10 protein-coding genes, 1 tRNA gene and 3 pseudogenes are annotated in these 14,423 nt (G+C 34.7%); 3 read left to right on the top strand and 11 right to left on the bottom strand.

Translation table 11 applies throughout. The features are described from left to right. The first annotated feature begins 403 nt into the window (after window positions 1-403). Window positions 404-1,222: a transporter associated domain-containing protein gene (locus AB3210_RS06790; protein ID WP_007302250.1), complete on the top strand. Its 819-nt coding sequence runs from the start codon at window positions 404-406 to the stop codon at window positions 1,220-1,222. Between the two features lie 198 nt (window positions 1,223-1,420). Here AB3210_RS06790 and AB3210_RS06785 read toward each other — a convergent pair. The 5 genes and pseudogenes from AB3210_RS06785 to AB3210_RS06765 all read right to left on the bottom strand — a co-directional run. After that, window positions 1,421-1,732: pseudogene (locus tag AB3210_RS06785) on the bottom strand (transposase); the annotation flags it as partial. A gap of 20 nt (window positions 1,733-1,752) precedes the next feature. Continuing rightward, a pseudogene (locus AB3210_RS06780) lies at window positions 1,753-2,609 on the bottom strand (IS630 family transposase). 76 nt (window positions 2,610-2,685) lie between these two features. Then, window positions 2,686-3,569 (bottom strand): annotated as a pseudogene (locus AB3210_RS06775) (IS256 family transposase); the annotation flags it as partial. A 244-nt stretch (window positions 3,570-3,813) separates the two neighbouring features. Further along, a complete protein-coding gene (gene mlaD, locus AB3210_RS06770; RefSeq protein ID WP_007302404.1) occupies window positions 3,814-4,269 on the bottom strand; it encodes an outer membrane lipid asymmetry maintenance protein MlaD in 456 nt (151 codons plus the stop codon). 2 nt (window positions 4,270-4,271) lie between these two features. Further along, window positions 4,272-4,577 carry an NADH-ubiquinone oxidoreductase subunit NDUFA12 family protein gene (locus tag AB3210_RS06765; protein ID WP_007302403.1) on the bottom strand — a complete coding sequence of 102 codons (306 nt, stop codon included), beginning with the start codon at window positions 4,575-4,577 and terminating at the stop codon, window positions 4,272-4,274. Window positions 4,578-4,641: 64 nt separating this feature from the next. On the opposite strand from AB3210_RS06765, the gene AB3210_RS06760 reads away from it, so the two are divergent. Together AB3210_RS06760 and rodA are read left to right on the top strand one after the other, a co-directional pair. After that, on the top strand, window positions 4,642-6,090 hold the full coding sequence (locus tag AB3210_RS06760) for a proton-conducting transporter membrane subunit (protein ID WP_026097249.1): 1,449 nt from the start codon (window positions 4,642-4,644) through the stop codon (window positions 6,088-6,090). A gap of 45 nt (window positions 6,091-6,135) precedes the next feature. After that, window positions 6,136-7,239 carry a rod shape-determining protein RodA gene (rodA, locus tag AB3210_RS06755; protein ID WP_052264823.1) on the top strand — a complete coding sequence of 368 codons (1,104 nt, stop codon included), beginning with the start codon at window positions 6,136-6,138 and terminating at the stop codon, window positions 7,237-7,239. Window positions 7,240-7,287: 48 nt separating this feature from the next. Here rodA and AB3210_RS06750 read toward each other — a convergent pair whose 3' ends face one another. The 6 genes from AB3210_RS06750 to mnmE form a co-directional block, all read right to left on the bottom strand. Beyond that, complete coding sequence (locus AB3210_RS06750) at window positions 7,288-8,529, bottom strand: IscS subfamily cysteine desulfurase (protein ID WP_052264822.1); 1,242 nt, start codon at window positions 8,527-8,529, stop codon at window positions 7,288-7,290. A gap of 166 nt (window positions 8,530-8,695) precedes the next feature. Further along, window positions 8,696-9,577 (bottom strand): ankyrin repeat domain-containing protein, encoded by an 882-nt coding sequence (locus tag AB3210_RS06745; RefSeq protein WP_367363639.1) that lies wholly within the window; start codon window positions 9,575-9,577, stop codon window positions 8,696-8,698. Between the two features lie 111 nt (window positions 9,578-9,688). Next, window positions 9,689-11,122 carry a phage terminase large subunit gene (terL, locus tag AB3210_RS06740; RefSeq protein ID WP_096097222.1) on the bottom strand — a complete coding sequence of 478 codons (1,434 nt, stop codon included), beginning with the start codon at window positions 11,120-11,122 and terminating at the stop codon, window positions 9,689-9,691. A gap of 644 nt (window positions 11,123-11,766) precedes the next feature. Further along, window positions 11,767-12,777 (bottom strand): NAD(P)/FAD-dependent oxidoreductase, encoded by a 1,011-nt coding sequence (locus AB3210_RS06735; protein ID WP_052264959.1) that lies wholly within the window; start codon window positions 12,775-12,777, stop codon window positions 11,767-11,769. Between the two features lie 168 nt (window positions 12,778-12,945). After that, a tRNA-Ser gene (locus AB3210_RS06730) sits at window positions 12,946-13,033 on the bottom strand. Window positions 13,034-13,080: 47 nt separating this feature from the next. After that, window positions 13,081-14,409, bottom strand: coding sequence for a tRNA uridine-5-carboxymethylaminomethyl(34) synthesis GTPase MnmE (gene mnmE, locus AB3210_RS06725; RefSeq protein ID WP_052264960.1), 1,329 nt, complete (start codon window positions 14,407-14,409; stop codon window positions 13,081-13,083). Window positions 14,410-14,423 lie beyond the last annotated feature (14 nt).

Genomic DNA, 14,423 nt, shown 5'->3' with positions numbered 1-14,423 from the left:
ATCTATTTTATCTACTTTTTTCTATACTAAAGTATAGTAGTAATAATAGTTCTATCAATAAATTGTTATTAACTTAAAATTCAGTAAAAATTATTGTTACTTAACTTGTGGATAAATATGTTAATAACTTCTATATACTATTGATTTTGCCTTATAATTTATGTGTATAAGTAAGATATTTATAATGTTAGTAATTTTCTTTTACGGAAAATACTTTACTATCATGTATTGTTACACAATTATGTATATGTCGTTGAGAAAGTTGTTGATCAATTGTTAGTATTTTATATTAACAAATAATTCACAAATTAATTTGACATTATTCACATGCTTATTAAACATTTAATAACAGTTTTCTTGATAGACCTTATCTAAAGATATTTTCACCATTAAAGGGAATAAATTGAATAAGAAAAGAACTTTAGTAGAAAAAATAGCATACAAAATTTTTTTCTTTCTCTTCAACAAAACTTCTGTGTTAAAAAAATGTGCGACTGAGGCATTAATGGGTGATCTGTCAGGTCTTGACATACTTAATAGTCTATTAAAATTCCGTGATTGTAGTATCATGGATATAATGACTCCACGTAAGGAGATATGTGCAATAGACATTGAATCGAGCAAGGATGAGGTAATAAAGAAGGTGAAAAACACTTACCATGCTAAGATACCAACTTATAAGAATAACTTTGACAACGTAATAGGCTTTTTTTACGTAAAAGATATCATTTTCAATAAGAATAAAGATTTTAATCTGAGAAATATTATACAAAATGTAATATTTGTCCCAGCCTCAATGAAAGCAACAAATCTTTTTGTTAGAATGAAATCTTCCAAGTCATATTTAGCTATTGTACTGGATGAATATGGCGGAACTGATGGTTTAATTTCGATAAATGATCTTATAGAAGAATTGATACCAAATATTGATAACGAGAATGAGGTAAATTCAGAACACACCATTACTGAATTATCTCAAAATAAGTTTGAAATATCGGCAAGGGCCCTTATAAAGGATATAGAGGAAAATCTAAAAATAGAGTTGTGTGACTCTGAAGAGCATTATGCCACACTTAGTGGTTTGGTTCTTTCAATTGCTGGTAAGGTACCTTCTGTAGATGAAGTTATAAGATATAAAAATGGTATAAAATTTATCATCAAGGATGCAAATGAACGATACATTAACAAAATAATACTAGACTTAAGTGATTACAAAAATTAAATTCAATATTTTTTAGTGAAAGGTACTTTATCTTGGAAGTAGGAGACATAGTAGCCAGGTATGCAATTTAAACAATTTCTTAATATACAAAAGTTTGTAGTTCTATACGTTACTGTTTGATAATTAAGGTGGGAATAGTTTTTTTGGTATAAAGTTATAAAAATTAGTTGTTTAAATATTTTTAGCGATCTGTAACTTTCAAAAAGGGAGTGTTAAATAAACTGTGTCAAGCCGCATTTTTAATTCAACTCTACAAGAAAAAAAGATATCAAGTTGAGACATAGTCAAAGCCCAATCATGTATAGGCATAGCCCATTTTTCTCCTAACTTTTTTATAGCACAATATACCTGTTCATAGAAGGCATTTGTGCTAGTAAATGAGCCCTTAGTTTTAGTAAATTTTCTGATCTGTCTATGTAACCCTTCAATAGGATTTGTGGTATAAATTAATTTTCTTACAGGGCCGGAATATTTAAAATAACTAGACAGATTTTCCCAATTATTTTCCCAAAACTAAAGTATAGCTGTTCTCATAATAGTGGAAACAAATGAAGAAAAGCAGAATCGACAGCTTGACGAAAAGATTTAAAAAGAGGAATGTTTTTCCTGGCTCTGTTTTTTATAGCAAACCAATGATGCTCAATTTTATTGAAATCTGGAGAATATGGAGGCAGATACAGAATGTCTGCACCAACCCTTTTGGCAAATTCGACAATCTTTTTAGACTTATGAAAAGTTGCATTATCTAAAATCACTGTTTGTCCAGGCTATAAAGTTGGTGCCAGAAATTGCTCGAACCAGCCATTAAAAACCTCTGTATCACAATAGCCTTCAAACGTCATAGGTGCAACGATTTTTCCCTTATTTAAAGATGCAATCATGCTAACTCTCTGAGTTTTCTTGCCTGATTTTAGTGCATGAAACCTCTCTCCCTTTCTGCAATATCCGTATGGGTAATCTTCTGTATTGTCTATACCAGATTCATCAATATATACCAAATTTTTAGGGGACTCTGCCGATATGACTTTCAGAAATTCAGCTCGTTTTTCTTCGTTTCTTTCTTCATATCCATAAATCTTTTTTTGCGTGTAAATCCAAATTTTTTTAGAGCTCTATGAATCGTTTGACGACTTATATTGCCCCAGAGTTTGGCCACCTCTGATTGTGTTTTACCGCCGTGCTTTTTTATAAATTCTACAAACGCATTCCAATCGGTGATTTTATGATTATAGCCTCTATTTCCCAGTTTCTTCGATTCCTGTTTCTTTCCGCCTTTTCTCCCATTTGTACAATGTCACTCTACCGATTTTGAACCTCTTTGCTACTGCTGTTTTACTCTCTCCTTCATGGCTTTTTTCCCTAAGTCATAACTGTATGCTGCTGGCACTTTTACCTTCTTATTACCCTAAGTCTCTATTTTATCCTGTCTCCACTATTATGAGAAGAGCTATATATTTTTCTCACCATTTTTCCTCTAGCTCAAGCAAATAATTTTCGGCAGTTTCTCTACTTGCAGCACGGTATATTTTTTTCAAATCATTCATGAAAATTTTCACATCTTTGCTCGATGCATATTTCAGTGAATTTCTTATCTGATGTACAATACATAGTTGTATTTCTGCTTTAGGAAATATACTGTTTATTGCTGTAGGAAAGCTTTTAGCCCATCTACACATACAATCAGGATATCTTCTACTCCTTTCTCTTTTAAGTCATTTAACATCCCTAGCCAAAAGTTAGCTCCCTCACTTTCTGCTATATAAAAACCTAAAACTTCTTTCCTTTCATTCTGCTAATATATTCTACATGTATTTACTTACGCAATGCCTGTCTTCTTTGACCTTAAAAAACATAAACACTATTGGATACACTGATTGCAGTGGACGACTACGCCACTCATTGATTACAGGCAATAATTTATCAGTAATACTTGATATCTCTGCTACAGATATTTTATATCTTTTCTACATGCGACGCTATATCTCTATATACCATGCCACTGGCATATACTTAAAACCTTTGCTTCAAGTTCGGTTGTTTGCCTTTTTCTGACTACTTGTGGCTCAAAGCTTCCTTCCCTATCCCTTGGTGTCAATAACTCAAATGAACCTACACTTGTCCGTAAAGTCTTTGAATTTCTTCAATTTCTTCGGTTATTTTCTTCGCTTTTAGCCGACAAGTGATTTTTTATTTCACCTTCCAGACTCGATTCCAGTAGCCTTTTTACAAACGGTGTTAATGCACCATCTCTTTCCGTCAATGGTCTTCCTTCTCGTATAGACGATAAGATATTTGTTTCTAATTCTTTATAGTCTACCAAACCGGTAGTTCTGTTTGCTTGACTCATTGTCAAACCTCCATTTTTTGTTTCTATTTTATTATTACTTCTCGGTTTGATACAGTTTATTTAACACTTCCCTAAGTACGTAAAAAAAACACTCCTATACTGAAAGTACAAGCATTTGTTGAGATTATTAGGAATGTAAAACCTAGCAGAAATCTTGATAATTCAAACGCTGAACAACTTCAAGCTATTGATAGAAAAATCCCTTAATTGTACATAGGCCAAGTTGGCTTATGTGTTCTTATTCTCACTTTGTAAACATGCCAATAATTTTATCCACTATTCCACCCATATTTGCTTCAGCTTGAGTATGCGCTATTTTACCACCGTGTGAAATTAATTTAGGATCTGCACCAGGTAATATATTAACAAATTTACTACCAACAACTCCACTACTAGCGATTAGAGCTGAGCTATCAATTGGCAACTTTATGTCTCTGCTTATGCACATATCGATTCGTGCTATGTAGGTAGCTTTGTCAAGTGATACACCAGTTATGCTTCCGATTTCTACACCAGAGATCTTGACACTATCACCAACCCCTACACCGTTAGCATCAGTAAAAAGGCCATGTATTTTATAGCAATCCTTATAATTTCTCTTTATGTAAGATAGCTTATTAATAGCGAAGAAGACAAGAAAAATAGTGAAAATTAATACAAATGATCCAGCAATTATTTCAAGTATATTTGACCTTCGCATCTTTAATTATTAGGATTCCAGCTTTCATAGTAGTTTTTCACCTTTTGATTTGGGTAGTATGCACCTTTCGTACCTGTTAAATTAGGAGTTTTTCTTTTGTTATTATTAACTGGTACTTCATTATTAGTATAATGCAGCCATATATGCCATTCTGGAGGAATTGTTGTGGGCTCAGAAACATTACCATATATTACCCATCTTTTCCCTTTACTTGACTCATAGTAAGAATTTACGTTTTCATCCCTACCTATAAGTTTACCTTTTCTCCTTAATAAGTTTGTTACTGCATTATAAATTTTAGATAACATAAAGGTATTAAAACAAAAAGTATTATATATACTAATACTTTAACGATGTATTAACAACAGTTTAATGCAATTACCAATTCTACAAGTTATTATACCAATAATTGCATCGATGTTCTGCTTTCTTACCAGGAAACATAAGGTGTCCTGGTTTATCTCTTTTTTTACAACGGCAGCTACTTTCTTTATTTCATTAATGTTGCTAGTGAAAACATACAATGGTGAAATTATAACTTATTATCTTGGAGATTGGGCTCCTCCATACGGAATAGAGTTGAGAATCGACATATTGAACTCCTTGATTCTAACTTTGGTGAATTTTATAGCGCTGATTAGTGTGCTTTATAGCTTTCATATTAATGAAAAAGAGATTAGCAAAAACAAAATCATTGGTTTTTATTCTCTATTTTTACTGTGCTTGAGTGGATTACTTGGAATTTTAGTAACAAACGATATATTCAACCTTTATGTCTTTTTAGAAATTTCATCTCTTTCTTCTTATGTTTTAGTTTCAATGGGAAGGGATAAGAAAGCTTTAGTTGCAGCATTTGAATACCTCATTAGTGGTACTGTAGGAGCAACATTTTACTTGTTTGGCATCGGCCTTTTATACTCTATGACCGGAACGCTCAACATGTCTGACATGGCTGAAAGAATAGTACCATTATACGATAATAACATCATAAGACTTGGTACATTATTCATTTTTGTTGGTCTCTCAATCAAAATGGCACTGTTTCCACTCAGCAGATGGCTGGTTAACGCATATAGTGAAGCACCTAGCTTCATTAGCATATTTTTTTCAGGTACAGTAACCAAAGTGATGATATATGTTTTTATTAGAATCTTTTACACTGTTTTTCAGCAAAATTTTTTCTTACCACTAAGCAACGTGATGATCATCCTTGCGCTTTGTGCTGTTGTATTTGGATCAATATCTGCAATGATCGAAAAAGATATAAAAAGACTGTTTGCTCACTCCAGTATCAGTCAGATTGGCTATATAATTTTAATGCTGGGTTTAAATTCAAAAGCAGGTTTGTTTTCAGCAGTTCTTCACATAGTAAATCATAGCATGATAAAAACGTCTTTATTCATGACTGCAGGGTGTATTTCTTATAAGTTTGGTATGACAAAAATAGAAAATTTATCAGGACTAAAAAAGTCAATGCCCTATACAACACTTGCATTTACTCTACTTAGTTTCGCATTAATCGGTGTACCTTTGACAAATGGCTTTGTAAGTAAGTGGTATATGATGAAAGCAATTATCGAATCTCATGCATGGATTTCCCTTGCAGTTTTTGCTGCTGGCTCTTTTCTTGCACTAATATATATGTGGAGAATGGTTGAGAAAATATATTTTGAAAACAGTACAGCATCAAACGCTGGAATGACACTTAATGAGGTACCATTGCTTATGCTCTTTTGTCTATTATTTATGGCAATTTTAACGGTAATAACTGGGATATATAGTAGTCCAATTCGGTTGGTAATTAATAAATTTGCTTTTTGATTTTCTTATGTTTTATTGTATCTCAAAGTCTGTAAAGTTTTTGCTGTGGATAAGCTGAAGAAGATTCACTTATTATTAGTCATTAACGTAATAGCTCTGTTTTGCGTTGGCATTGTTGTGCAATATTCTTCTGCTGGAGGAAAGTGGGCTCCATTTGCAATTCACCAATTGGTCATATTCTCTTTCTTCTTTTTGCTTGCTATAGCTATGTCATTTATAGAACTAGATTTTTATTTGAAGTACGCTTATTTTTTTTATATAGCAGCAGTAATTGCGCTGTTAGCAGTAAATTTTTTTGGCTCGCACATAATGGGTGCGACGAGGTGGATAAGAATTGGTTCAATTAGCTTGCAACCATCAGAATTTGCAAAAGTAGGCTTAATACTTGCACTTGCTTGTTATTTTAATAAACAAAGTGTGTATAAAATGATGAAATTTCAAAGTTTATTTAAGCCACTTATAATTATTTTCTTACCTGTATTTCTGGTATTGAAGCAACCTAATTTAGGCACAGCTGTGATAATGTTTTTTATAGGAGCATCAATTATATTTACAGCAATAATGGAAAGATCTCATTTAATAATTTTTGGAACGCTTGGCATTTTCGCAATACCAGCTATTTGGCCTTTTTTACGCCCTTATCACAAGCAAAGGATATTATCATTTTTGGATTCGTCAGTGGATCCGCTTGGAATAGGTTACAATGCGCAGCAATCTCAGACAGCTATTGGTTCAGGAGGTTTATTTGGTAAGGGGTTTGTTAATGGGAGTCAAACTCAACTTGGATTTTTGCCAGAGAAACGCACAGATTTTGCTTTTGCTGTACTTAGTGAGGAATGGGGGTTCTTAGGTAGCATGGCTTTGATTTTACTCTATACCACATTGCTTGCTATAATATTCTCTATCGCTTACAGGTCAAAAAATTATTTTTCTAAGTTAATATCTATCGGGGTTTTCGCCTTTTTTAGTGCTCATTTCTTTATAAACATTGGAATGACAATAGGCCTTTTACCTATAATAGGTGACCCACTGCCATTTCTATCCTATGGCGGAAGCACAACTGCTGCGAGCTTGATATGTATAGGGTTGCTACTTAGTTCCGTAGCATCTACAAAGGACTTAAAGCTAAGCTTCCGATTTCATCCATAGCAAGAGCTTAGACAACTATCATTCTGCTAATAGTTAACGTCTTATTCTTCAATGAGAATCCCATTTTACGGTGCTTAAATCTATTCCCTCTTGTACCATTTCCAAAAGTGGGCTCATCTCTCTTAGCCGTCCAACATTTTTAGTAACAAGATCTGCTGCATATAGAACTTCATCTTTAGTTGTAAATCGGCCAAGGCCAAATCTAATTGATGAATGCTCAAGATCGTGGCCGTTGTTTAGTGATCTTATGACATAAGAAGGTTCAAGAGATGCGGATGTGCATGCAGAACCAGAGCTTACTGCTAAATCCTTGATTGCCATGATAAGAGACTCACCCTCAACATAAGGAAAACTTAAGTTAAGGTTACCAGGAATCCTATTTTCATAGTCACCATTTAGAACAATATCAGGAAATGCCTCTTTTATTTTGTTGTACAAAATATCTCTCAACTCTTCTAATTTGCTTGCTTCTATTTCCATTTCTTCTTTAGCGATGCGTGCCGCTTCACCAAAACCAACTGCAAGGGGAGTAGGAACTGTTCCAGAGCGCATGCCTCTCTCCTGTCCACCACCACTAATTAGTGGCGTCAACCTAACACGAGGATTTTTTCTACGGACATATAATGCACCTATTCCCATAGGTCCATAAATTTTATGGCTAGAAAGGCTCATAAGATCAATGTTCATTTCATTTACGTCTATTGGAACTTTTCCAAAGCTTTGAGCAGCGTCTGTATGAAAAAATATATTATGCTTTCTACACATTGCACCAATTTCTTTGACAGGTTGCATTACTCCGATCTCATTATTTACCATCATCACTGAAATCAGAATTGTTTTATCAGTGATTGCCTCCTCAAGTTTCAACAAATCTATAATTCCGTTTTGCTTAACGGACAAATATGTAACTTTAAAGCCTTCATTTTCTAGATGTCGACAAGAATCTAAAACGCACTTATGCTCCGTGCAGACAGTTATTATATGATTCCCCTTATTCTTATAAAAATGAGCAACACCCTTGATAGCCATGTTATTTGATTCAGTTGCACCCGAGGTAAAGACGATTTCTTTGCTGTCTGCATTCACTAAATCAGCAATGTGCTTCCTTGCTTTTTCTACTGCTTCCTCAGCTTTCCAACCAAATGAATGGCTACGAGAGTGTGCATTACTAAACTCACCAAAATAAGGTATCATCACCTCCAAAACACGAGGATCTACTTTAGTAGTAGATTGATAATCGAGAAATATTGGTAATTTTATTTTAGCATTGCGTATTTTTTCCACATTCATAGTCAGATTCCAGCATAGAAGTTACTACATTTAGTAGCACTAAGGCTTAATTTTTTCAAGATATAATCTTGCCTAAACGAAAGTTGTCAGCGCTCTCTCCTACGTTATTCCAGTGCCCATGTAATGTCATTCCCTATAATCAGTGTTTAGCTAGGTCGAATACACGCTAGGAAACTCTACTCGCGCTAGTGGTTTCTTGCTGTCTATTTGTTAAGATTGGTTTATCAACTTGAGTATCAGGCTTTGACAATGCATATACAGCACTGCCAACTACTAGCGCTATAGCTGCAGTTTTAGCCACTGCTATTGGTGTAGAGGGTTTTGACTCAACTGTAACTATTCCAGTTGCAGAAAGTGCTTTCGCTATTAAAACACCTGATAATGCAGTTGCACTACCGGCAAAAAAACCTTTCGCAATTGCTGATGTGCGTTGTTTTTCCTCTTTAGTTAAATTCCTAGAAGCAGTTCTAGCATGATTTTTCACATTAACAGAGGAGCCTTCACGTTTTTTTGGCGGAGTAAATACATAACCTCTTTGAATAGCCAAAGATAAAGGTGTCACTCCATAGTTATCTTTTATATTAACATTCGCACCGTTTTCTATGAGAGAGTTTACCACGTCTACATGGCCAATTATAAGAGCTAAATGTAAAGGAGTCCATCCCTCCTTATCTTCTTGTTCATTAATCCTGATTTCATCTTTTTCCAACAGAGCATCTACTACCTCTTTATAACCATTTTCAGCAGCTAAATGTAAAGGTGTCTTTTTATCTTTTATATTAACATCTATCCCTTTTGTTACTATTAAAGCCTTTGTCAAGCTCGTATAGCCTAACTTAGCAGTTAAATGTAATAATGTGAATTCATTATCTCCAACTTCAAATTTATAATTTACATAAAAATTACTCTCTTCCCACTGTTTAAATACCTCTTCATTGCTTGCCTTTAGCTCTTCTTTTACTTTTTCAATTACGTTCCTTTTATCTAATTTATTATCACTATTAACCGTCCTTAATATTTTCCGCCACTGCTGATAATTTATTGTCATAATTTTTACCCTAATCTTAAATAATTTATTTTAATTTTTAAATAATCAAAATAAGAAATCAATATTTATTTTAAATGAGCTTATAATCGAAATTGTGGGTAGCAAATTGAATCACAATGTTCGTATAGCTGCAACCCTGAAGCTACTATCTCTCATCCACTGCAGATATTGCACGGTGCTGTCGATTTGATCGTCGTGGCGGGTTTCTGGAAACATTAAAATTTCATACTCAAAATCGCTGAGCCATATTGCTTGATGCGGCAGAAAAACCTTGCCGGATTCTATTATCGGAACAATCTGGTGGAATCGAGCGATTTTACTGTTATGCGGCACTATCTCAATAACAGGTATTGTCTTTAGCTCTTGAATCAATTGTTGACCGCTTGTTTTTGCTTCGATTAAAATTGCGTGTGGCTTCCACCTTGCAGCTAGTGATAGAACTTGTTCTTTAAGTTTTGGATACTCAAGCTTCGCACGGTATACATCGAGTAAATAAAACTTATTATTCACCTTTGTCCAGGTGGTGCAGACACTAAAACCGCTAGAATCGTTTGTTGAAACTGCAGTATCCCAGCTCTGAGTTATATGTAAGAGATTGTCAGGAAAATTTCTATAGCGTTTCAACCATTCTTGCTTAATTATACCACTTGAAAGCGGCAGAGGATTTTGTTGATATTGAGCAGCAAAAGCGTAACTCCCAAGTTCAGCCTTTATCATTTCAATTTCTCCTACATCTAGGGGATATAGCAGCTGACCTTCCTTTTTTAAGTATAAAATCCTTGAAGATGTAGCGCCTGTTGAGCTTTTGCACTCATTTGTAGTTACTTGAATAATAGGAACAGGAGAAGGGAGAATTGGTCTTTTGATTGAATAGATAATTTCCTTATTTTCAGAAATCATTGGCAAACAAACATGATGCCATATATTTTTCGGCTTGGAGAGAAGATGACCAGTTAAATCTTCCTGATGTAGTCTGTGCATTACAACAACGATAACTCCTTTTTTCCTTTCATTGAGCCTAGTTACTAAAGTCTGATCAAACCAATTTGTAGCACGTTTTCTAAACGTTTCACTCAAAGCTTGAGAGGAGCTCAGTGGATCATCTACGACGATAAAATCTCCACCTTCACCAGTCAGTGTTCCACCAACAGATGTTGCAATCCTACATCCTCTCTGCACTGTTTGAAATTTATATTTAGTGTTCTGGTCTTTGCATAGTTCTACCTCTGGAAATAGCGCTCTATACCAGCTAGACTGCATTACGCACCTGGTGTCAAGCGAATGCTTTTCGCTAAGCCGCTGAGAATAGCTTGCAACTATTATTCTTGCGGTTGGCTGATTACCAAGTATCCATGCAGGCCATGCAACACTCACGCACATAGACTTCATTGAGCGCGGAGGCATATTGAATATTATTCGCTTCACTTCACCAACACTTGCTGCTTCAAGCCTGTCTGCTATGATTTTTATATACTGATAATTGTTATACTCACATCCCGGCATCACCGTTTGAAAGCATAGTTCGATAAATTTTAAAAAGTTCATGTTAGTCTCCTATAGTGTTAGTGGAATTTACTTTATGGTGGTGTCAGCCTCTTTGGTGTCATATCAGCGTCCTTTTTCTTGTCATCCAAGTAGCCCTTTCCTTGTCATTCCAGTGCTTGACACTGGTTCACCTTATGATGGTGTTATTCAAGTAGCCTCTATCCAAGTGCCCCTTTGGTGTCATCCGAGTAGCTGACACTAATTTCTTACCAACAAAACCTAGCATAACTTTTGTGCTCAAAAGATTTCTGGATTCCAGCATCAAGTGCTGGCCTGAAGCTTTAGTTACAAGTATTAAGAAATTCACCAAATGAAGAAAAAAGGCAAAAGAATCCCCGTGTAACGAGTTTTGACCCTATAATAATGTAAATTGGCATTGTAATAATGTGCTAACGCTTATTTAAAGCGCATTTTGGCTGAATGTAGAAAAAATAAAAAAGACATGCAGCCGCTATAATTTTATGTAATCTGCCAATATATACCTGAGTTTTTTACTGAATTTTGTTGTTAAATCTGCAGAGATTAAAAACAAGGATAAATACTCTTATTGATATGATAAGGGAGTTGGGAAAATTTGTAAAGTAATCTTTTTCGTTTGTATTCCCTTATGCTTGAGATAACTCCATGTAGGTTCATGGATCTCCTTACTCTTTATTTCCATGAATTCCCTTTGAAGTTGAATATTGAAAATTAACTGGAGAATTGTGAATTACTTTGTATATGTCATAACAAGCCATGGCGCTCTCAGCAAAACCATTTAGTATCAATTTTAGTTTGCCTGGATAAGTAGCTATATCTCCGATTGCATATATTCTATCTCTACTAGTTCTAAGCGTAGCTGAATTAACAACTATGCGGCTATGTTCTAACTGTATACCCCAATTGTTTATTGGACCAAGATTCATTGACAATCCAAAAAATGGCAGCAAAAAATTAGCGGGTATTTCTTTTTCTTCCTTAGAGGCAATGTTTTTTACTATCACTGCTCTCAACTGCCCATTAACTCCTGCTAGTTCGTGTAATTGATATGGCACTACCAGTTCTATCTTTCCATCATTTTCAAGTGATTCTAATTTATTTCTAGTTTCAGGAGTGCAGCGAAATTCCTTTCTCCTATGTATCACATAAATTTTCTTCGCAACCTTAGAAAGTTCTACAGTCCAATCAGCCGCAGAATCACCTCCCCCTGCAATGACTATAGTTTTGTCCTGAAAATCAGAAATTTTATTTACACTATAAAATACAGACTTATTTTCATATTCTAATATACCACTTAAGGGTGGACGGTTAGGTTCAAACATTCCATTACCTGCAGCAATGATAACGGCTTTGCATTTTACCTCTGTACCTATGTTCGTTATGATAGTAAAGTTTTCACCTTCGTTATTTGAAATCTTTTCCACTTTTTGACTTAAATGGTAAACAGGCTCAAATGGTGAAGCTTGCTCCATTAGTCGCTCAATTAATTTTTGGGCAGTAATTACAGGATAACCAGGTATATCATATATTGGCTTTTCTGGGTAAAGAGCTGTGCATTGTCCTCCTGCTTGATCCAAAACATCTATTATATGACATCTCATATCAAGCATTCCCGCTTGAAAAGCAGTGAATATTGCAACAGGCCCTGCACCTATTATTACGATATCGGTTTCCATATTCAGATGGTGATCTATTTATAGATATTAGCTTTCTTTGCTAACAAGGTCAATTTACAAAGGGATGTATTTTTAAAAGATGTGGCTAGATTAGATAAGATTTCCAGCGTTATGAACCACATAGTCCAAATAAACTCTAAAAATCAGCTATCATAGTGAGATGCTGTGCGGACGGAATGGGATTCGAACCCATGGTACGCTCATCACGTACGTCAGTTTTCAAGACTGGTGCCTTAAACCGCTCGGCCATCCGTCCATTTCTTTTCTATCACAATATTTGATTTTAAGCAATCTATAAAAGCTTTACTTGCCCACGCAAAAGTTGCTAAATATACTGTCCAATATTTCCTCAACATTAATAATTCCAATCACTGCACCAAATTCAAATGCAGCAAGCCTCAAGTCTTCAGACATCAACTCAATTGGATTATCGATATTAAAACGCTGTAAATGTTCCAGTGCTTTCTGCATGTGATTCCTATGTCTTTGCCGAGTAATCACAGGAGTGTCTCTATCATGCCCAAATTTTTCCTTTGCCTTCTCTTTTATGAGAGAGATCAATTTGTTTGTACCTATTTCCTTTAGAATAGAAATGGGTAAAAGATCTATGCCATTAATTTTTATATTGTGATTATTGATAACATCGTCAGCTTTGCTCAATACATAAATAGTATCGCTATTTACAACGTTGCAATTGATATTATGACGCTGTTCAAAAGGAAATAGTTCTATTCTTAAATCAGCTTCAAAAGACCTTTTTTTCGCTCGACTTATACCTTCTGATTCTATTGGATCTGAACTCTCACGAATTCCAGCAGTATCAGAGAGAATGATTGGGTATCCGCCAATGTCAATATGAGCTTCAAGTATATCTCTTGTTGTGCCTGCATATTCAGAAACAATAGCAATATCACGCTTGGCTAAGAAATTAAACAGAGTTGATTTACCGACATTTGGTTCACCAGTTATTACAATATGTAAACCCTCACGCAACCTTTCGCCCCGTCTATTATCATTTAAATGCTCTTGTATCAACTGCACGAGAGATTGCACTTCATTATTAATTTTTTCCAATTCACTTTTTTCTGCCCAAATGTCCTCTGGAAAGTCTATATATGCTTCGATTTTGGATTGTATCGTTATTAATCTTTGCCTCCAATTGCTGTATAGTCTCTCCAATTCTCCTGATATCTGCTTAATCGCTTGTTTAGCTTGCATTTTCGTTTCAGCATCAATTAAGTCTGCAATTCCTTCTATTTGCGTTAAGTCAAATTTACCATTTAGAAAAGCCCTAAGTGAGAATTCTCCAGGCCTGGCCATAACGAAAATTTTTGATAATTTCTCCAAGATGATTTTTATGACGGCCTTGCTTCCATGCACTTGTAACTCTATAACATCCTCGCCAGTGAAACTGTTTGGAGCAGGGAAATAGATGATTATTCCATTATCTATCAATTGATTGGAATCATCATATAGATCAACTAAAGTAGCAAATCTTGGTTTGATTTTTTTCTTAATATGAAAATGATTTAAAGCTTTAAGGGTGTAGTTGCCTGAAATTCTGATTACTGCAACTCCTGACTTACCAAATACGGTCGACAAAGCAAAAATAGTTTCATTTGTGTTTGTCATTATTTATATAAACT

Source organism: Wolbachia endosymbiont (group B) of Scrobipalpa ocellatella, from assembly GCF_964188425.1.
In the GTDB taxonomy this organism is placed as follows: domain Bacteria; phylum Pseudomonadota; class Alphaproteobacteria; order Rickettsiales; family Anaplasmataceae; genus Wolbachia.
Note: the sequence above shows the minus strand (reverse complement) of the source record. Positions and strands in the feature narration are given on the sequence as shown.

What these genes read in the sequence shown, in the direction of transcription:
- mlaD (WP_007302404.1), bottom strand. Translation starts at nt 4,269, where the DNA reads ATGCGAAGGTCAAATATACTTGAAATAATTGCTGGATCATTTGTATTA.
- AB3210_RS06765 (WP_007302403.1), bottom strand. Translation starts at nt 4,577, where the DNA reads ATGTTATCTAAAATTTATAATGCAGTAACAAACTTATTAAGGAGAAAA.
- AB3210_RS06760 (WP_026097249.1), top strand. Translation starts at nt 4,642, where the DNA reads ATGCAATTACCAATTCTACAAGTTATTATACCAATAATTGCATCGATG.
- AB3210_RS06750 (WP_052264822.1), bottom strand. Translation starts at nt 8,529, where the DNA reads ATGAATGTGGAAAAAATACGCAATGCTAAAATAAAATTACCAATATTT.
- AB3210_RS06745 (WP_367363639.1), bottom strand. Translation starts at nt 9,577, where the DNA reads ATGACAATAAATTATCAGCAGTGGCGGAAAATATTAAGGACGGTTAAT.
- terL (WP_096097222.1), bottom strand. Translation starts at nt 11,122, where the DNA reads ATGAACTTTTTAAAATTTATCGAACTATGCTTTCAAACGGTGATGCCG.
- AB3210_RS06735 (WP_052264959.1), bottom strand. Translation starts at nt 12,777, where the DNA reads ATGGAAACCGATATCGTAATAATAGGTGCAGGGCCTGTTGCAATATTC.
- mnmE (WP_052264960.1), bottom strand. Translation starts at nt 14,409, where the DNA reads ATGACAAACACAAATGAAACTATTTTTGCTTTGTCGACCGTATTTGGT.